The following is an 18367-nucleotide window of genomic DNA, read 5'->3' on the forward strand; positions in this document are numbered from 1 at the left end:
ACATCTCCGCTTTCTAGCCAGGCGTGTTTGATCAAGCCAAGCAGACGTTGATCTTCTTTTGCTCGGGCAGATTGAGGCTCGGGCAGCCAGGCGTAGTAGCCGATAGGGTGCACCTTGAGGGTTTGGCAAAGGCGCCGAACCGGGTAATCAGTCGAGTGCTTCTTGATGAAGGCGTACTTCAGCCGCACTCCTTGGCAAAGTACGCGGCGGCCTTTTCAAGATGTCTCGCTCTTCCGTCACGCGCTTGAGCTCAGCGCGCAGCTTGCGCAGTTCGGCCTGCTGATCGCCGTCTTGCTGACGCTGCTCTTGGGGCTTGCTGTAGACCTTGATCCAGGCGTAAAGGCTGTGCACGGACATGCCCAGGCGCTGGGCGACATCGGCGACGGGTTTGCCTTTTTCGGTCACTTGCTTGACCGCTTCGATCTTGAATTCTTCGGGGTAACGCTGACGACTCATGGCACCTCTTATTTGGGCCTCATTATGAGGCTTGGAGGTGTCTATGAAACCAGGGGCGATTCATGGTGCCAAACGTTCTTCGAGAGTGTTGATATCCATTTTATTACTTCCTAGTCCATGAGGTCGGCTAGAGTACGCTGAGGGCAAACTTGCTTATGCGGCAGTGAGACCAAAGCCGCTGGGAGGGGCTCACGCTACCACAGATTCAGACGCCATTTGTAGCCATTGGCCATCTCCTGATCGCGCTGCTTCCGTGCCCCTGCCAGCTCTGATTTGGGGGGACAATTTACATCGAATTCTCCGGTTGGAGACGCCGAGCAAAAACCGCGACAGGAGCTGCGGATCGAACAGACCTGGGCGATGGTTGCGCTGCAATTCGCTCCGGGGATACTGTGGTATGAGGGTGCACCGTGGTGCACGGTGGAAAAAACGGCTATACCCCATGGAAAGGGGGCTCAGAGACGAGCCGATCACTACACGGATACACGCTTTGAGCCGAAAATGTCCAATAAGGGTTCGATTCCCTCTACCCGCTCCATCTTTCAGCCCGTGGTTTCGCGGCCCAAGCACGGTTTAACAAAACCTGAAGCGCCCTCGAAGTGCCCCCACCCCCAGCTTCCAGATTCTTAGCACCCAACGATCGAACGGCCTACGTTTCTTCAGCGTATTCACGGTATCGCACCCGCTGATCACCGGCAGGCTGCCCGGTGCACTGGTGGATTACATCGCGCCGGTCGCGGGTTGCTGGATATCAAGTATCGCTGTGTGCCTTCTGGGTGCTAGCCGCCATAGGGTTGTGTGGGAATCACCTGGAAGTTAGTAGAAGCCTCCACTTCTGGAAAGAGGAGGCCAGGAGAAACGCGACCACCGATTCTTGCGCAATGGCCATGAGGTCAAAAGGCAAAGCCGTGGCCAAGCTCACCCTCCATCCATTCCAGAAAGCGGCGCACTCGGGGAAAGCTTGAGTGGGCGCGCGGAAAGACTAGGTGATGTGCGGCCACCGGTACACGCAAGGTATCTGGCGCCACTTCAATGAGCGTTCCAGACGCTAGGTATTTATGCGCAAGGATCGAGCTTTCGAGCGCAAACCCCAGGCCGTGACTCGCTGCTTCCAGCGTCATGTATGATCGATCGAAGCTTAGCGCATAAGGCTTCTCTGGGCGCTCCAAGCCGTGCTGGGCGAACCATTGGGGCCATTTGAGCAGCGTCGCTTCCGACAGGATCAGATCTTCTCTCAACAGGTCTCTGGGCTCGGCGACTGGCCGCTTCGCCACCAGATTGGGAGAGGCCAACACCGTGAACGTCTCATCACGAATGGTACGGACTTCATAACTCGGCCAATTCGGCATTCCATGACGGATGTCGACATCAATCTTGTCTCGGCTGAAGTGCAGGGACTCGTACGAACAGGACAAATTGATCTGGATATCGGGATGTGCCAAGCGGAATGCCTCCAGCCTCGGCATGAGCCACAGAAGCCCAAAACTGGGAGACGAGTGCAGGCGTAGGCAGTCAAGGCTGACGTCACTGGCCGCTCGCTCGGTTGCAATGGCCAAGCTATGAAGCAGCCCAGATATCTCCTTCAGATACTGCTCTCCCACTGGAGTGAGCCTTACCCCACGCGCCTCTCGTATAAAGAGTTGGCGACCGATCATTGCTTCAAGGTTGGCCAGTTGGTGGCTTACCGCTGAGGGCGTCAGCTCGAGTGTCTCAGCCGCCCTGGCAACGTTGCCGAAGCGCGCTGTTTGTTCGAAGCACTGAATTGCCCTCAAGGGTGGAACGACGGGGACGGCATCGGCAGTGACTTTCATGGATCAGTCTCGGTTCTGTTCATAGGGCCTGCGCGGCATGTGTATTCAACCACCGACCACTAAGCAGTGCGAGCCGTGAATTTTTCTCAGCAAGAAATGACTTTTACGTTATTGCTCGGCTAATTGCCTGGGAACAAGCTTCACCCACTGATTCATCTGATTCGACCCAAGAACAATAATCCGAGGTTTCGCTCATGCTTCTTCAAGGCAAAGTCGCAGTTATCACAGGCGCCGCATCTGCTCGCGGTATTGGCCGTGCAACCGCCTCCACATTCGCCCAACATGGCGCGACCGTTATTATCGTGGACCTGGACGAGTCTGCCGCTCGCGATGCAGCGACAGCGCTAGGTGAGGGGCATCTTGGGCTCGCGGCCAATGTTGCCGATGAAGCTCAAGTCTCCAAGGCCGTCGCTAAGGTCATTGAGCACTACGGTCGTATTGACGTTCTCGTCAACAACGCCGGGATTACCCAACCCCTGAAAATCATGGATATCAAGCACAGCGACTACGACAAAGTGCTGGACGTTAGCCTGCGCGGTACGTTGCTGATGTCCCAGGCAGTCATTCCGCACATGCGCAAGCAGGCGTCAGGCAGCATAGTCTGCATGTCGTCCGTGTCTGCACAACGCGGTGGTGGCATTTTTGGTGGCCCTCACTACAGCGCAGCCAAGGCCGGTGTTCTCGGGCTTGGTAAAGCCATGGCCCGCGAACTCGGCCCAGACAACGTCAGGGTCAACTCGATTGCCCCAGGCCTGATCCACACAGACATCACCGGCGGCTTGATGCAGGACGAGCGCCGCCACGCGATCATCGAGGGTATCCCGCTGGGCCGTTTGGGTGAGGCGCAGGACGTCGCCAATGCTGCGCTGTTCCTGGCTAGCGATCTGTCGTCTTACCTCACCGGGATCACCCTGGATGTAAATGGCGGCATGCTTATTCACTGATGCCCCATGCCTGATGTCACTGCGCCAGTCTTGATAATGGCGTTGTTCTGAATCGACTTAGCAGCAAGTGGCTGCCAATAAAAACAACGAGATCAGACCACCATGACAACTCTATCCTTGGATGCGGTAGTGACTACCCGCGCCAACGCTTACCGCAAAACCGCCTGGCGCCTCATGCCATTCCTGATGCTGTGCTACCTGTGCGCCTATCTGGATCGCGTCAACGTCGGTTTTGCCAAACTACAAATGATGAACGACCTGGCTCTGAGTGAAACGGTCTACGGCCTCGGGGCGGGAGTGTTTTTCCTAGGTTATTTTCTCTGTGAAGTGCCCAGCAACCTGATTCTCCATCGGGTCGGTGCCCGGCGCTGGATCGCAAGGATCATGATTTCGTGGGGCATCATCTCTGCCCTCTTCGCCTTTGTAGAGACCGCTTGGCAGTTCTACGCATTGCGCTTTTTGCTGGGGATTGCTGAGGCAGGGCTCGCTCCGGGTCTGCTGCTCTACCTTACCTTCTGGTTTCCATCTTACCGCCGCGCAAAGATGACGGTGCTCTGGTTCGTGGCCATCCCGCTATCGGGAATGATTGGCGGCCCTCTATCCGGTTGGATCATGGCGAGCTTTGCAGGCTGGCACGGCTGGGCCGGGTGGCAGTGGATGTTCGTGCTGGAGGCCATCCCCACCGTCATTGTCGGTTTAATGGTGTTGGCATACCTGAAAGATGGAGTGCATCAGGCAACTTGGCTGACTGATGAAGAGAAAGAGCTGATTGGCAAAGAACTCCAAGAAGACGACAGCCGCAAGGTCACCCACGCGTCTGCCCGGGAGTTCATCGGTGATCACAGGCTATGGCTGCTGGCGGGCATCTACTTCTGTGTCGTGATGGGCCAGTACGCAATTACGTTCTGGCTGCCGACTATGATTCGCAATGCGGGTGTATCTGAGCCGCTGCACATTGGTTTACTCACCAGCCTGCCCTACATGTGCGCAATTGGTGCCATGTTGGCGATGGGGCGAAGCGGGGATAAACACCGCGAACGGCGCTGGCACTTGGTAGGCCCGATGATCGCCGGTGCAATTGGCCTGGCCGGCGCTGCGTTCATGGGCGGCAACCTCCTACTGTCGATATTGAGCCTGTGCTTGGCGGCGGCAGGCGTGCTATCGGCCTCTTCACTGTTCTGGATGCTTCCTACCACCCTATTGGGCGGTGTATCAGCGGCGGCGGGCATCGCTGGTATCAATAGCTTTGCCAACCTTGCGGGCTTCTGCTCCCCGTACTTGATCGGTTGGATCACCACCACTACCGGATCTAACTCGATCGGCATGTACCTCATCACCGGCGTGCTGCTGTTCGGCGCAACGTTGGTATTGCGCATACCCGCCGCTTCGGTAAATCGCTGAGTTAATGGAGCTTTGAAAATGACGGTTCATACCTTAAACAGCGCGCAGCCTTCGCTGGCAGAACGGGCCTACAACATTCGACGCCATGCATTGCGCATGGGCCAGGTGCAAGGCCAAGGTTATGTTGGCCAAGCGCTCGGCGCCGCTGACTTGTTGGCAGTGGCGTACTTCCACTCGATGCACTATCAGCCAGAAAACCCAAAATGGGAGCAACGCGATCGCTTCTACCTGTCCATTGGTCATTACGCGATCGCACTGTACGCGGCATTGATCGAAGCCGGGGTGATCCCGCTCAACGAGCTTGAAACGTACGGGGCCGATGACAGCCGCCTTCCAATGTCCGGCATGGCTGCCTATACGCCAGGCATGGAAATTACCGGCGGGTCTCTGGGCCATGGGCTAGGAATTGCCGTGGGCGCTTGCCTTGGTCTCAAACGCAAGAAGTCTGGCGCTTTCATCTTCAACCTCTTGTCCGATGGCGAGCTGAATGAAGGGTCGACTTGGGAAGCAGCAATGTCTGCCTCGCACTGGAGGCTCGACAACCTGATCGCGATCATCGACGTCAACAACCAACAAGCGGATGGCCACTCCAGCGAAGTGTTAGCGTTCGAGCCGATCGTCGATCGCTGGCAAGCATTCGGCTGGTTCACTCAACGGGTGGACGGCAACGATATCGATGCATTGGTCAAAGCGTTCGATGCAGCACGCGACCACACCGGTGACCAACCTCGCGTAATCATTTGCGATACCAAAATGGGCAAAGGTGTGGACTTCCTTGAGACCCGTGAAAAAACCCACTTCATCCGTGTCGACGAAAACGAGTGGGATCTGGCACTGGAAAACCTTCAAGGCGGGAGCAGCAAATGAGCGGTGTAAACTCTTCAGCAAGCGGCAAGAAACGTCTCACAACATCGGCCATGATCGCGTCCATCGCCGCCGAAGGACAGGCCACCCGCCCTGCCCCGTTTGGCCATGCGTTGGCAGCATTGGCAGAGCAACGCCAGGACATCGTTGGGCTTTCTGCAGATCTTTCCAAATACACCGACCTGCATATCTTCGCCAAGGCCCACCCCGACCGTTTCTATCAAATGGGCATGGCCGAACAGTTATTGATGAGTGCCGCAGCCGGGATGGCCCGAGAGGGCTTCACTCCCTTTGCGACCACCTATGCAGTGTTTGCCTCTCGACGGGCTTATGACTTCATCTGCATGGCAATCGCTGAGGAAAACCTCAACGTTAAAATTGTTTGCGGCTTGCCTGGGCTGACCACCGGGTACGGCCCAAGCCATCAGGCGACCGACGACTTGGCGATTTTCCGTGCTATGCCCAACCTCATGATCGTAGACCCATGCGACGCACTGGAGATCGAACAGGCAGTACCGGCAATCGCAGCGCATCAGGGCCCAGTGTATATGCGCTTGCTGCGCGGAAACGTGCCGCTTGTACTCGATGAGTACGGCTACAAATTCGAGATCGGCAAAGCCAAGACACTGCGCACCGGCAACGATGTGCTGATCATCTCCACTGGGCTTATGACGATGCGTGCACTGGAAGTAGCTGAAAAGTTGAGGGCCGACGGTGTCGATGTGGCGGTACTGCATGTCCCAACAGTCAAACCGCTAGACGAACAAACAATTCTTGCCGAAGCCCGAAAGCCTGGCCGCCTGGTGGTCACGGCTGAAAACGCTTCAATCATAGGAGGGCTTGGAGAGGCAGTAGCCGGGTTGTTGATGCGCAACGGCGTTACACCAACGTTCCGGCAGATTGCACTGCCCGATGCCTTTCTGGATGCCGGTGCATTGCCGACCCTGCATGACCGCTATGGCATCTCTACTGCCGCAGTCAGCGATCAAATCAAGGCGTGGCTCTGATATCTCTTACAGATAGAGCTGCACGGTCGAAATCCAAAACCCAAAGCCGAGGCCTTCGAAGCCTCGGTTTTTTGCTTCTGCCGCACAAGCAATTGATCTTGTAGCCAAGTAAATTTCCAGCCGGCCCCGCCCGCCCTCGCAGCCCCTAACCCCCTGCATCAACCACAATCCGCCTGAACCACCCTGCGCCTCAATCCTGCGCCCTCAAAAACAGCGCAAACAGCTCAGACTGCGACTTGATATTCAGCTTGCTGTAGATGTGCTTGCGATGAACCCTGACGGTTTCAGAAGAGATGGCCAGCTTCCTGGCTATCTCCTTGCTCGAGTAACCGCTGAGCAGCATCCGCCCGACCTCCAGCTCACGCGCCGTGAGCGGCGTTTCGAGCTTTTCCACCGCTTCTTCCAAGCGGTTTTGCCATTTCGGTTCCGGCACGGCCTGGTCGGTGATGCTTTCGAAGTTCAGGCGCTGGCGCATGACAGCGGTCACCCAGGGCTGTACGAGTTCCAAAAGCGCTATCTGAGTGACGCTGTAGCGCGTGCGGCACCCCAGGGAAAGGCACAGGGTGCGCTCGGCATCCAGCTGGACGTTGTACTGGATCTCGTCGGCGACGACGTTGAGGCGAAAATAGCGCCGGTAGTAGTCGGTCTGCTCGAAGCACTCGGGCGCTACGAATGCCAGCTGCTGGAGCCCGGTAGCAGGGGCCTCGCGGCTGGCGATGTAAAAAGGATCGAGCAGGTACAACCCTTTGAGGTAGTCCTCGAACAGCGGGTCTGGGCCGCCGTCCTCACCGGGGCTCGCTGCGAACACCTGTGGGCGGCCGTTGCTGAAGAGCAGCGCAACCCAGCTGTCGAACTCGACGTACTGCTCAAGCAAGCGGACCAGGCGAAGCCAGAAGTGGGGTTGGTCGAGCGTTTCGATCAGCTGCCCGACCGACCGATGCCAAGCGAGATCCTGCAACGTTAGGTTCATGTCTACCCCATTTGGGTTACCTCAAGGGCGTGATTACCCCCGCCCTTACAGCAACGGCATACTCGCAAGCGCCTGGTCGAGCCGCCCTGTATCTTGGCGAGTTTACCTCACATGGCCACATGATCTTTCGCTAGACCTCATCGTTGTCAGGCGTTCGGCCATCGCCGCGTCGTCAGGAGCCTAAATGAAAGTAGAACTGATCCAACTGGCCGGTCGCGATGGTGACACAGCCTATAACCTCGAGCGCACCCTCGAGGCGATTCACACCTGTGCACCTGATGCTGACCTGATGGTGTTTCCCGAAACGCAATTGATGGGGTTCCCGACAGAGCAAAACATCTCGCGCCTGGCTGAACCGCTTGATGGCCCTACCCTCACCGCCGTAGCCCAAGCCGCCAAAGCGAAGGGCCTGGGTGTGGTCGTTGGCCTGGCGGAAGCCGGCGACGATGGGCGGTTCTACAACACAACCGTGCTGGTCACGCCCGAGGGCATCGCCCTGAAGTACCGCAAAACCCACCTGTGGTCATCCGACAAGGGCATCTTTACCCCCGGTGATCGATACGCGACAGCGCTTTTCAAAGGCGTGCGAATTGGTCTCTTGATCTGTTTCGATATCGAATTTCCGGAAACCGCGCGGGCGTTGGGCCAATTGGGCGTGGACCTGATTCTGGTCACCAACGGCAACATGGACCCCTACGGGCCCACGCACCGAACGGCGATCAGCGGGCGGGCGATGGAAAACCAGGCTTATGCGGTGATGGTCAATCGCGTCGGTGCCGGCGATGGGGACCTGGTATTCGCAGGCGGCAGCGCGGTTGTCGACCCCTATGGCCAACTGTTGTGCGAAGCAGGCCGCGAGCCGTGCCGTATCCAAATGGACATCGATCTGTCTCGCGTGTCGGCAGCGCAGAAGGATTACAGCTACCTCGCAGAGCGGCGTTTCGAGCTGCCCGGCCAGAGGGTCGAGCACCCGTGCGGGTTGCGTGAACTGCTTATCCCAGCACACTGAGCCGCCCAGCCAGCCTCATTTTTGTGCATGCGATGGCCCTGGCTGGGCCATGGCAGATCCACTCCATAAAAAACACAAACCGGAGTAAAGAACATGGCCCAATTGAAGCGAACCCTTTCGCTGGGTGCGGTTACGCTGTTCGGTATCGCCTACATGACGCCCATCATCGTGTTGGGCACCTTCGGTATTCTTGCCGACACCACTGGCGGGGCGGTACCTTCCGCCTACCTGGCCGCCTCCATCGCCATGCTCTTCACCGCCCTGAGCTACGGGAAAATGGCGAAGGCGTTCCCGGTCGCAGGCTCGGCCTACACCTACGTTCGCAAATCGATCAGCCCCAAGCTGGGTTTCCTGGCGGGTTGGGCAGTGTTGCTCGATTACCTGTTCCTTCCCATGGCCATCTGGCTGATCGGTGCGGCCTATCTGAGCTCGGCCTTCCCGAGCGTGCCTCAGCCGGTGTGGGTGCTCGCCTTCATCGGCATCACCACGGTGATCAACATCGTGGGCTTGCAGTTGGCGAAAACGATCAACGGCGTTCTGATGCTGCTGCAGTTTCTGGTGTTGGCCGCCTTCGTCGGCCTGGCGGCGCACTACGCCACCGGGAGTTTGAACCAGCCGTTCTGGTCACTGGCGCCCTTCTACCACGAGAGCTTTCAATTGCCGTTGGTCATGAGCGGCGCGGCCATCGCGTGCTATTCCTTCCTGGGCTTCGATGCGGTCAGTACCTTGACCGAGGAAACCCATGAACCGCGCAAAACCATTCCTCGCGCCATTCTTCTGATCACCGTGCTGGGCGGCGTCATCTTCATCGCAGCCAGCTACCTTGTGCAGCTGGCGCATCCTTCCACCGACTTTGCGAACGCAGATTCGGCAGCTTACGAAATCGCCAGAACCATCGGCGGCGATGTTTTCGTGAGCTTTTTCCTGATCGGCTTGATCGTCGGCCAGTTCACCTCCGGCCTGTCGGCCCAGGCGAGCGCCTCCCGGCTGCTGTTTGCAATGGGCCGGGACGGCGTGCTGCCCAAGCGCCTGTTCGGCCGCCTGAGCGAGCGTTTCGGCACTCCGGTCATCAGCATTGTGTTGTGCGGGGTCGTTGCCCTGCTGGCCCTGCGAATGGACGTCACCACCTCGACGTCTTTCATTAACTTCGGAGCCTTCCTGGCGTTCAGCCTGGTGAACCTGTCAGTGATCTTTCACTACTGGCTTGGCGAGGGAAAACGTGGCATTGCAGCGGTGGTGTTTTATCTGCTCTTCCCTCTGATTGGCATGTCTGCGGACCTCTGGCTCATGATGAGCCTGGATCATCTGGCGATTTACCTGGGCCTTGCCTGGCTCGCCCTCGGGATGATCTATCTGGCAATGATCACCGGGGGGTTGCGCCGGCAACCGCCGGAAATGCATTTCGAAGAAGCATGAGTCAATGAGGCCTATCGATACGCGTTGGTGGCTGCCGCCCTCGCGTATCGCACGCCGGCATGCGCCACTTCGAACCGCTTTTTTTATGGCAGCCCACAAAAACTTTGATTTGCCCACCTCTGCACTTGCGCGTAACTTCGTTCCGGCATAACGCCCTGAACTTCTGCACCCCGGGGCTCCTCGTCAGTACACTTTCAAGCGAGATGACCCATGCCGCCTCCCCACCGCAGCCGTGCAGTTTCAGTTCGGTTCGCACTTTCAATTGTTCTGTCAATTGGCGCGCTGCCTCTGGCTGCTCAATCGCAACAAAGCGATAACAGCCGCACGTTGCCTATTCCCCCCAGGCTGCAGTGGTATGCCAACTTCGGGTACTGTGGCGAAGTGTCTTTCATCAGTGCCGGCCTGTATTACGGGCAATACATTTCTCAATACGAAGCCAGGCGCATAGCCAGCAATAACGCCCCTCAGGCCAAGGAAAAAAGCCAGTTGCTACTGGGCGTCAATGACGCAAGGGCCGCCCGGCTCATGCACCTGAACGCCGTGCAGTGGGATACCTCGCGCACCGAAAACCCGCGTTTGTTTCTCGCCTGGGTAAAGCGCAATATTGCCGCAGGTTACCCCGCGGTCATCGGTGTGTACATGAATCAGCATCTCGCTGAAAACAACCAAGACCCCGATGCAGGCCAGGCCGAATATGACCATATCGTGCCGGTGCGCGGCTTTACTTCCAGCCACCCCATCACCACCACTTCCGGCTATTACGAAGACGACACATTGCTGCTCTCCGATAATGGGCTATGGAACCCTGGCCGCCGGCCAAAGTACAACTACCGGTATACACTTTCAGACTTCCTGGCCTCTCGCCGCGACGCCAATAGCCCCGAGGGGGAAATCTATTCACTTGCCAAAAGCGGCGGCAATTACGGCATCGCCATCACCGGGATCGTCGATCGCGACCATCAAGCCTTACCGGTGCGCGTGGCCACCGATGTGAACGATGAACGGCCCTCCATGACCCAGGGGAGTTCCCAGCGGCCGCCGTCGCAAATCATCCACCTCACCGTCACCGTCTCAGGGTTGCGGCCGGGCGTGGCCTATCGTTTGTACCGCTACGACCAGCTGGCCTCGGTACCCGACGCACACTTCAACGCCAAGGCCGCAGACGCCGCGCAGTCATGGAACATCCCGGGCGGGTCGCAATCGACCTATGTGCTCAACCAAACCATCGACTCTGACGAGGTTGCGGTCTACAGGGCAGTGCCGGCCACGGCGCCCTAGGCCTTGGGTGAAAAGCCTGAAGACGCATCCCAGGAAGCCGCCAAACTCGCGTTCGACTTTGCGGGTGCCAAACGAGCACGCCGAGGCTGCCTACAGCGGGGCATCACCCAGCCTCAAGGCTCCTCACACAGAGCCCAGGAGCATCGAGCCACTCACTCGGGCCCCAGGGCCGTGGCCATGCCGACAAAATCCGCGACCACCTTCCTCACCGGCCCTTGGGCCACTGCCACCGCCGTTTTGATCGTCACCTCAAGGCCTGCCACGGGCCTGAAGCAAAGATGCCGATGCGCCGCCGGTGCCAACGACTGTGGCACCAGCGCTACGCCCAGCTGGGCAGCGGCCTGGTCCAGCATCGAATGCCAGCGGTGCTGCTCCTGGCGTATGCGCGGTGTGAAGCGCGCCTGTTCACAGGCGTTGAGGACCGAGTAGTACAGGAAGGGCCCGATCGATTCAGCACAGGCGATCAGCACCTCATGGCGCAGGTCGGCCAGCTCGATGCTGTTCTGCAGCAACAGCGGGTGCTGGGAATGCAACGCTGCCACGATCGGCTCTTCGCCCACTGGGTAGAGATCGAACCCTGGCAGATGAATGGGTGGGTGGATGAAAGCCACGTCGATCAGGCCCCTGGCCAACGCCTCGGGCTGCTCCACGGTCATGATGTTGATCAATTCCAGCTCAACGTTCGGATACGCCGCCCGGTACCGGCGCAGCGAGGAAATCATGTTCCCCGAGTCCGGCAACTCACAGTAGCCGATCACCAGTTTTCCTGTTGCCCCCTGCGCTGTATCCCGGGCGATCTGGGCTGCCCGCCTCATGCGCTCCAACGACGTGCTGAACTCCGCGGCAAGCACAGCCCCAGCCTCGGTGAGCGCCACCCCGCGCGAGGAGCGCTTGAACAACTCGACCCCGAGCGTTTCTTCGAGTTTTTTTATCTGGTAGGACAGGGCCGGTTGAGTAATTTTCAGCCGCGCTGCCGCCGCTCCGAAATTCAACTCCTCGGCAACGGTAATGAAGCTTTCTGCGTACCGAATCATGCACCTGAGCCTGTGGCCTGAAGAAGCCAGACCCTAACCGACCCCACCCCAGTTAGCCAAGCGCTGAGCTCCACAGCCCGTGCAGCACCGCATAGGCCGCCACCCTGCCCCTCTTGATCGATCCTCGACCGCGCCGGTTCAGCGACGTTCGCCGATTTTAAAAAAATATATTTAGCGCACAAGCTATCAGGGAATGCTAAAAAAGCGCCATGAAGGCAAAGCGCCACTACTGGCGCAATGCTCGAGCACTCACCTTCCCCTTGGTACTTCGTCATGCAGCAAACTCTTCGGAATGGTTTCAACAACCTGAGCGTACGGACCAAACTTTCACTGGGGTTTTCCCTGCTGGTCGCCATGATCCTGCTCGTCGCCTACACCGGCTGGCAGGCAGCGCTGAACCTGGCAGAGCGCAGTGATCGCCTGCGCGACATCGCCGGGGTCAGCACGATGATCCGGGATATGCGCATTGAGCGGCTGGTCTATTACGTTACGCCTTCGGACGAGCAAGCCGTGAAATGGGGCGCAGCGCTGGATAAGATCGAGGCCCATGCCCAGTCGATCAGCCCTCACTTCGATTCCCCGCAAAACATGGCGTTGATCGGCGAGGTCAACGACCTGCTCAAACGTTATCGCCCCCTTTACCAGCAGGCCGTGGCTTCCACGCGTGAGCGGGAGACGGCTCGCAAGGCGGCGTTGGTGTCGGCGCAAAACCTCAACACCCTGCTGCAGAAGCTCTCCGGGGAGGCCGAAGCAGGTGGCGCCCAGGAGCGCCAGCAGATCAATGCGCTGGCGTTCGACGTGCAGAAAACGCAGATGACCTTGCGCGACTACATTGCCGCACCGACCAAGGACGCCGCCACTGCCGCCAGCGCTGCCGTGGCGAACGTATCGACCGCCATCGCCGCGCTCAAACCAGGCGCCTGGGCCGGGGCAACGGCCCAACAACTGGTCGCCGAGGCTGCCCATTACAAAGAGTCGGTGGGGCAGGCCATACAGGCGCAGACGAGTGTAGAGGCCGCACAAAGCAACGTGACCGCCACGATCACCCGCTTGCTGGCATTGACCATCGAACTGACCGATATCCAGGCCAGCCTGCAGAAGGTCGACATCAGCGACGCGATCCAGGCACTGTTGATCTGGCTGACGGTCGCTATCGGCATCGGCCTGGTGGCCGCCTGGATGATCACACGCTCGATCGTGGTGCCGCTCAAACAGACCGTGGAGATGGCAGAAACCGTTGCCAAGGGCGACTTTACCCACCGCCAGGAGGTTACCCGCACCGACGAACTGGGCGCCCTGCAATCGAGCATGCAGCGCATGACGGTCAACTTGCATGGGCTGGTCAGCCAGCTCAAGGACGGCGTCGTGCAGGTGGCCAGCGCCGCTGAGCAGCTCTCGGCCGTCACCGAGCAAACCAGCGCTGGCGTGCAGTCGCAGAAAGTCGAGACCGACCAGATCGCCACCGCGATGCAGGAAATGGCCGCCACCACCCACGAGGTCGCCCGTAACGCTGGCCAGGCCGCGACCTGCGCGCTGGACGCCAGCCGGCGCGCCGGTGAGGGTGACCAGGCAGTGAACAAGGCCGTGAGCCAGATCGAACAGCTGGCCGAAGAGATGGCGGCTGCAAAGGCAGTGATGACCACACTGCGAGGCCATGCTGACAGCATTGGCGGCGTGGTCGATGTCATCAAATCGGTCTCCGAGCAGACCAACTTGCTGGCGCTCAACGCCGCCATCGAAGCGGCGCGGGCGGGCGACGCGGGCCGTGGGTTTGCGGTGGTGGCCGATGAGGTGCGTGGCTTGGCCCAACGTACCCGCACCTCCACCGAGGAGATTGGCCAGCTCATCGCGAGGCTCAACCAGAGCACAGACCACATGGCCACGGTGCTGGAGCAGAACGCAGCGCTGACCGACAGCAGTGTCGAACGCTCACGGGAGGTCGGCCAGATGCTCAAGCAGATCGCAGGTTCGGTGAAGGATATCGAGTCGATGAACGAGCAGATCGCCTGCGCTGCCGAGCAGCAAAGCGCAGCCGGCGAGCAGATCACGCGCAGTGTGACCAATGTGCGTGACATTTCGGACCAGACGGCCGCGGCCAGTGAAGAGACGGCCAGCTCCAGCGCCGAACTGGCCCGTATCGGGGTGCAGCTTCAAGCCTTGGCAGGCCAGTTCAAAGTGTAAGCGAACCAGAGCCACGCACACTCAGACGGCCCTGCGGCTCAGGCAGGGCCTGCGTGGCAGGGCGGCATCAGGCTGCCCGCAGGCACTGGATCAACCGCTGCGCAGCCGGCGACAGGCTACCCCCGCTGCGCGTAATCACCCCCAGCTCCCGGGCCAGCCCCGGGTCATCCAGCCCCCGCCGCACCCATCGCTCGCCCCCTTCATCGGCTGACTCTGGCAGCAGCGCCACCCCCAGCCCGTTGCGCACCAACGCCAGCACTGTCGACATGTAGTTGGCCTCCATCACCCTTCTCAAACGCAGCCCACGCTCGTGAAACACCTGCTCGGTCTGCGCGCGCACGCTGCTGTCGCGGCCGGTGAGAATCATCGGTTGATCGTCGAGGTCTTCGAGGGCGAGCGGGCCGGCGGCGAAACGGTGGCCCACGGGCATGAACAGGCAGAGCCTGTCCTGCATCAAGGGGGCGAATTCCAGGCCATGGCTGAGCTTGGCCATCACGCCCAGGCCGAAGTCGACATCGGCATCGCGCACACGGTCGCAGATACGTTCGGCTACCAGGTCGCGCAGGCGCACTTCGATGCCGGGGTAATCCCTCGCAAAAACCGCCAGCCGTTCCGGCAGCATCCCGGCGCACAGCGATGGCAAAGCCGCCACGCTCACCACTCCGCGCCGCACGGCAGCAAGGCCTTGGCCGGCACTGACGATATTGCCCAGGTCGAGCAACAGCTTCTCCATGGCCGGGAGGGCTTCGCGGCCGGCGGCGGTCAGGGCGACATGGCGTGGGCTGCGCTCGAGCAGAGCCACCCCCAGCCAGCGCTCCAGCTGGCGGATCTGCACAGTCAGCGCCGACGGCGACAGGTGCAAATCGTCGGCCGCCCGCGCGAAGTTGGCGCGGTGCGCCACGGTCACGAAGGCGCGAATGTGCTGCAAAGCATTCTTCATTTTGTTTTTTCGAATGTGGGCTGCTTTAAATTGCAATTTACACGCGGCGAGTGCTTTCTCGATACTCGGGCCAACAATAAAAACAAGCTGGAGCCCTCCCCTATGCTCGCCCTCTATGGCGTCATCACCATCCTTGCGCTGTTGATCGCAGTGATGAGCAAACGCCTCTCGCCCCTGGTGGCGCTGATCGCTTTCCCCGTTCTCGCTGCGCTCGTCGCCGGCTTCGGCCTGCAGACCAGTAGTTTCATCCTTACGGGTATCAAGAACGTCGCCCCAGTGGTGGGGATGTTCATCTTCGCCATCCTGTTCTTCGGTGTGATGACCGATGCCGGCATGCTCGATCCGATCATCGACCGCATCCTGCGCGCGGTGGGCACACGGCCCACACGCATCGTGTGCGGCACCGCGCTGCTGGCCCTGCTGGTGCACCTGGACGGTTCGGGGGCGGTGACGTTTCTGGTAACGGTGCCGGCGATGTTGCCGCTGTATACGCGCCTGGGCATCGACCGGCGCGTGCTGGCGTGCGTAGCATCGATGGCCGCCGGGGTGAATTTTCTACCTTGGACCGGCCCGGTGCTGCGTTCGTCTGCAGCCCTGCACGTGCCGGTAGCCGAGCTGTTCCAGCCGTTGATTCCGGTACAGCTGGTGGGCCTGGCGTTCGTGTTCGGCTGCGCTTGGTGGCTGGGCCGCCGCGAAGAGAAACGCCTGGGCCTGCTGGGCGCAGGTCAGGTGCAGGCGCCGCAGCGAGTGCTCACACCTGAAGAGCAGAACCTGCGCCGCCCGCGCCTGTTCTGGGCCAACCTGATGATTACCCTGGTCGTCATGGCGGTGATGATCGCCGGTTGGGTCGACCCGGTGGTGATGTTCATGCTCGGCACGGTCACGGCGCTGTGCCTGAACTATCCGCAGGTCGACCAGCAGCGGCTGCGCATCGATGCCCACGCCAAGACGGCACTGACCATGGCCAGCATCCTGCTGGCTGCCGGGGTGTTCACCGGGATCATGCAAGGCACCGGCATGCTCAAGGCCATGGCCGAAGTGGCCGTGCAGCAGATCCCGCCAGGGCACGGCACGTTGATTCCGATGCTGGTGGGTTTTGTGTCGATGCCGTTGAGCCTGTTGTTCGACCCCGACTCGTTCTACTTCGGGGTGATGCCGGTGATTGCCGAGGTCGGCCGCTCGCTGGGCGTGGACCCGGTGCAGGTGGCCCAGGCCTCGCTGCTGGGCGTGCACACCACCGGTTTCCCGGTCAGCCCGTTGACGCCGGCGACCTTCCTGCTGGTGGGTCTGTGCAAGCTTGACCTTGCTGACCACCAGCGTTTCACCCTGCCGTTTCTGTTCGCCGCGTCGGTGCTGATGACCCTGGCCGCGCTCGCGTTGGGAGTGTTTTGACCATGAATACCTTGCGAATCGGCGCCGGTGCTGGCTATTCCGGCGACCGCCTGGAGCCTGCGATTGAACTGGCCCGTGAAGGCCAACTGGATTATCTGATCTTCGAATGCCTGGCCGAGCGCACCATTGCGCTGGCACAGCAGGCGCGCCTGGCCGACCCGCAAGCCGGTTTCGACCCGCTGCTGGCGGCGCGGATGCGCGCCGTGCTGCCGTTCGTTCGCCAAGGGGGCCGGCGGCTGCGCATCATCAGCAATATGGGCGCAGCCAACCCCCGCGCCGCTGCCCGCTGCGTGCTGGCGATCGGTGCCGAGCTGGGCCTGCAGGGCCTGAAAGTGGCCGCTGTCGAAGGCGATGATGTGCTGGCGGTGCTGCGCACTCACCCAGAGTGGGGGTTGGACAATGGCTGCAGCGTGGGCGAGCTGAGCGAGCGGCTAGTGTCGGCCAATGCTTATCTTGGGGTGGAGGGCATTGTCGAGGCGTTGGCCATGGACGCCGATGTGGTGATCACCGGCCGTGTCGCCGACCCTTCGCTGTTCCTCGCACCGCAGGTGCATACCTTCGGCTGGGCCGCGAACGACTGGCTGCGGCGCGGTCGGGGCACCCTGACCGGGCATTTGCTGGAGTGCGCCGGGCAGGTCAGCGGCGGCTACTTCGGCGACCCAGGGGTGAAGGACGTGCCAGGCCTGGCCCGTTTGGGGTTTCCGCTGGCCCAGGTCGATGCCGATGGCCATGCGCAGATCACCAAGGTCGCCGGCAGCGGTGGGCGTATCGATGTGGCGACCTGCACCGAGCAACTGTTGTATGAAGTGCATGACCCCAGCTGCTACCTCACCCCGGATGTCACCGCAGACTTCTCTTCGGTGCAGTTCGAGGCCATTGGCCCTGATCGGGTGCAAGCCCGCGGGGCAAGCGGCAGCGCCCGGCCGAACTTGCTGAAGGTCACGGTGGGCTATCGCGATGGCTGGATCGGCGAGGGCCAGATCTCCTATGGGGGCCCCAACGCCGTGGCCCGAGCACGCCTGGCAGGGCAGATCGTCGAGCAACGCCTGGCCCTGACCGGGGTGCCGGTGGAGGAGTTGCGTTGTGAGCTGATGGGTGTCGATTCGCTACATGGCAGCACGTTTGGCCAGGCCGGCGAGCCCTGGGAAGTGCGCCTGCGGGTAGCCGGGCGCTGCGCAACGCGCGAGAGCGCACAGGCGCTGGCCAATGAAGTGGAAACCCTTTACACCAACGGCCCGGCCGGTGGCGGTGGCGCCACTCGCCAGGTGCGCGAGGTGTTGGCCGTGGCCAGCCTGTACCTGCCGCGGGAACTGGCCCCCGCGCGCGTTCACCTGGAGGTTTGCCCATGAGCCGTTCCTTGCATCAACTTGCCCACGCCCGCACCGGGGACAAGGGCGATACGTCCAATATCTCGGTGATTGCCTACAAGGCCGAGGACTACCCAATGCTGGCAACCGTGCTTACCGCCGAGCGGGTCGAAGCGTGGTTCGCGCACCTGCGCGACGCCAGCGCCGGGCCTGTGCAGCGGTATGAGCTGCCGCAGTTGAATGCACTTAACTTCGTGCTGCCGGGTTTGTTGCGCGGCGGGGTCACACGCTCGCTGGCACTGGATGCCCATGGCAAATGCCTGGGGGCTTCGCTGCTGCAGATGGAGGTGGAATAAC

At 60.5% G+C, this 18367-nt stretch carries 15 protein-coding genes and 2 pseudogenes; 12 read left to right on the forward strand and 5 right to left on the reverse strand.

Annotated elements, in window-relative coordinates:
• Positions 1 to 456, reverse strand: a pseudogene (locus tag F474_RS15185) (transposase); the annotation flags it as partial.
• Between the two features lie 893 nt (positions 457 to 1349).
• Complete coding sequence (locus F474_RS15190) at positions 1350 to 2267, reverse strand: LysR substrate-binding domain-containing protein (RefSeq protein WP_097089495.1); 918 nt, start codon at positions 2265 to 2267, stop codon at positions 1350 to 1352.
• Between the two features lie 194 nt (positions 2268 to 2461).
• On the opposite strand from F474_RS15190, the gene F474_RS15195 reads away from it, so the two are divergent.
• The 4 genes from F474_RS15195 (at position 2462) to F474_RS15210 (ending at position 6483) form a co-directional block, all read left to right on the forward strand.
• On the forward strand, positions 2462 to 3211 hold the full coding sequence (locus F474_RS15195) for an SDR family NAD(P)-dependent oxidoreductase (protein WP_097089493.1): 750 nt from the start codon (positions 2462 to 2464) through the stop codon (positions 3209 to 3211).
• A 102-nt stretch (positions 3212 to 3313) separates the two neighbouring features.
• Positions 3314 to 4612: an MFS transporter gene (locus tag F474_RS15200; protein ID WP_097089491.1), complete on the forward strand. Its 1299-nt coding sequence runs from the start codon at positions 3314 to 3316 to the stop codon at positions 4610 to 4612.
• A gap of 18 nt (positions 4613 to 4630) precedes the next feature.
• A complete protein-coding gene (locus tag F474_RS15205) occupies positions 4631 to 5479 on the forward strand; it encodes a transketolase (RefSeq protein WP_097089487.1) in 849 nt (282 codons plus the stop codon).
• Positions 5476 to 6483, forward strand: a complete 1008-nt coding sequence (locus F474_RS15210) for a transketolase family protein (RefSeq protein WP_097089484.1) — start codon at positions 5476 to 5478, stop codon at positions 6481 to 6483. Before F474_RS15205 ends, F474_RS15210 begins: the two co-directional genes overlap by 4 nt.
• Positions 6484 to 6673: 190 nt before the next feature.
• Here F474_RS15210 and F474_RS15215 read toward each other — a convergent pair whose 3' ends face one another.
• Positions 6674 to 7453, reverse strand: a complete 780-nt coding sequence (locus F474_RS15215) for a response regulator transcription factor (RefSeq protein WP_097089482.1) — start codon at positions 7451 to 7453, stop codon at positions 6674 to 6676.
• Positions 7454 to 7637: 184 nt separating this feature from the next.
• Between F474_RS15215 and F474_RS15220 the strand changes: the two genes are divergently transcribed.
• From F474_RS15220 to F474_RS15230, 3 genes are all read left to right on the forward strand, one after another.
• Complete coding sequence (locus F474_RS15220; RefSeq protein ID WP_097089479.1) at positions 7638 to 8462, forward strand: carbon-nitrogen hydrolase family protein; 825 nt, start codon at positions 7638 to 7640, stop codon at positions 8460 to 8462.
• A 93-nt stretch (positions 8463 to 8555) separates the two neighbouring features.
• Positions 8556 to 9878 carry an APC family permease gene (locus F474_RS15225; protein ID WP_097089477.1) on the forward strand — a complete coding sequence of 441 codons (1323 nt, stop codon included), beginning with the start codon at positions 8556 to 8558 and terminating at the stop codon, positions 9876 to 9878.
• Between the two features lie 381 nt (positions 9879 to 10259).
• Positions 10260 to 11156 carry a hypothetical protein gene (locus tag F474_RS15230; RefSeq protein WP_256577859.1) on the forward strand — a complete coding sequence of 299 codons (897 nt, stop codon included), beginning with the start codon at positions 10260 to 10262 and terminating at the stop codon, positions 11154 to 11156.
• 152 nt (positions 11157 to 11308) lie between these two features.
• Here F474_RS15230 and F474_RS15235 read toward each other — a convergent pair whose 3' ends face one another.
• The gene (locus F474_RS15235; RefSeq protein WP_097089474.1) at positions 11309 to 12190 is read right to left on the reverse strand and encodes a LysR family transcriptional regulator; all 882 of its coding nucleotides are present in this window, start codon (positions 12188 to 12190) and stop codon (positions 11309 to 11311) included.
• A 354-nt stretch (positions 12191 to 12544) separates the two neighbouring features.
• Between F474_RS15235 and F474_RS23300 the strand changes: the two are divergent.
• Both F474_RS23300 and F474_RS23305 read left to right on the forward strand, forming a co-directional pair.
• A pseudogene (locus F474_RS23300) lies at positions 12545 to 13513 on the forward strand (methyl-accepting chemotaxis protein); the annotation flags it as partial.
• 144 nt (positions 13514 to 13657) lie between these two features.
• Positions 13658 to 14371 carry a methyl-accepting chemotaxis protein gene (locus F474_RS23305; protein ID WP_371919432.1) on the forward strand — a complete coding sequence of 238 codons (714 nt, stop codon included), beginning with the start codon at positions 13658 to 13660 and terminating at the stop codon, positions 14369 to 14371.
• A gap of 67 nt (positions 14372 to 14438) precedes the next feature.
• Here F474_RS23305 and F474_RS15245 read toward each other — a convergent pair whose 3' ends face one another.
• Positions 14439 to 15311 carry a LysR family transcriptional regulator gene (locus tag F474_RS15245; RefSeq protein WP_097089471.1) on the reverse strand — a complete coding sequence of 291 codons (873 nt, stop codon included), beginning with the start codon at positions 15309 to 15311 and terminating at the stop codon, positions 14439 to 14441.
• Positions 15312 to 15413: 102 nt separating this feature from the next.
• Here F474_RS15245 and F474_RS15250 point away from each other — a divergent pair, with 102 nt between their 5' ends.
• From F474_RS15250 to F474_RS15260, 3 genes are read left to right on the forward strand one after another with little or no spacing between them, the layout of a single operon-like run.
• Positions 15414 to 16703, forward strand: coding sequence for a CitMHS family transporter (locus F474_RS15250; protein ID WP_097089469.1), 1290 nt, complete (start codon positions 15414 to 15416; stop codon positions 16701 to 16703).
• Positions 16704 to 16705: 2 nt separating this feature from the next.
• Positions 16706 to 18052 (forward strand): acyclic terpene utilization AtuA family protein, encoded by a 1347-nt coding sequence (locus tag F474_RS15255; protein ID WP_097089466.1) that lies wholly within the window; start codon positions 16706 to 16708, stop codon positions 18050 to 18052.
• On the forward strand, positions 18049 to 18366 hold the full coding sequence (locus F474_RS15260) for a hypothetical protein (protein ID WP_097089464.1): 318 nt from the start codon (positions 18049 to 18051) through the stop codon (positions 18364 to 18366). Before F474_RS15255 ends, F474_RS15260 begins: the two co-directional genes overlap by 4 nt.
• The last annotated feature ends 1 nt before the right edge of the window (position 18367 follow it).

The organism is Pseudomonas sp. URIL14HWK12:I12, assembly GCF_003097135.1.
GTDB lineage: Bacteria > Pseudomonadota > Gammaproteobacteria > Pseudomonadales > Pseudomonadaceae > Aquipseudomonas.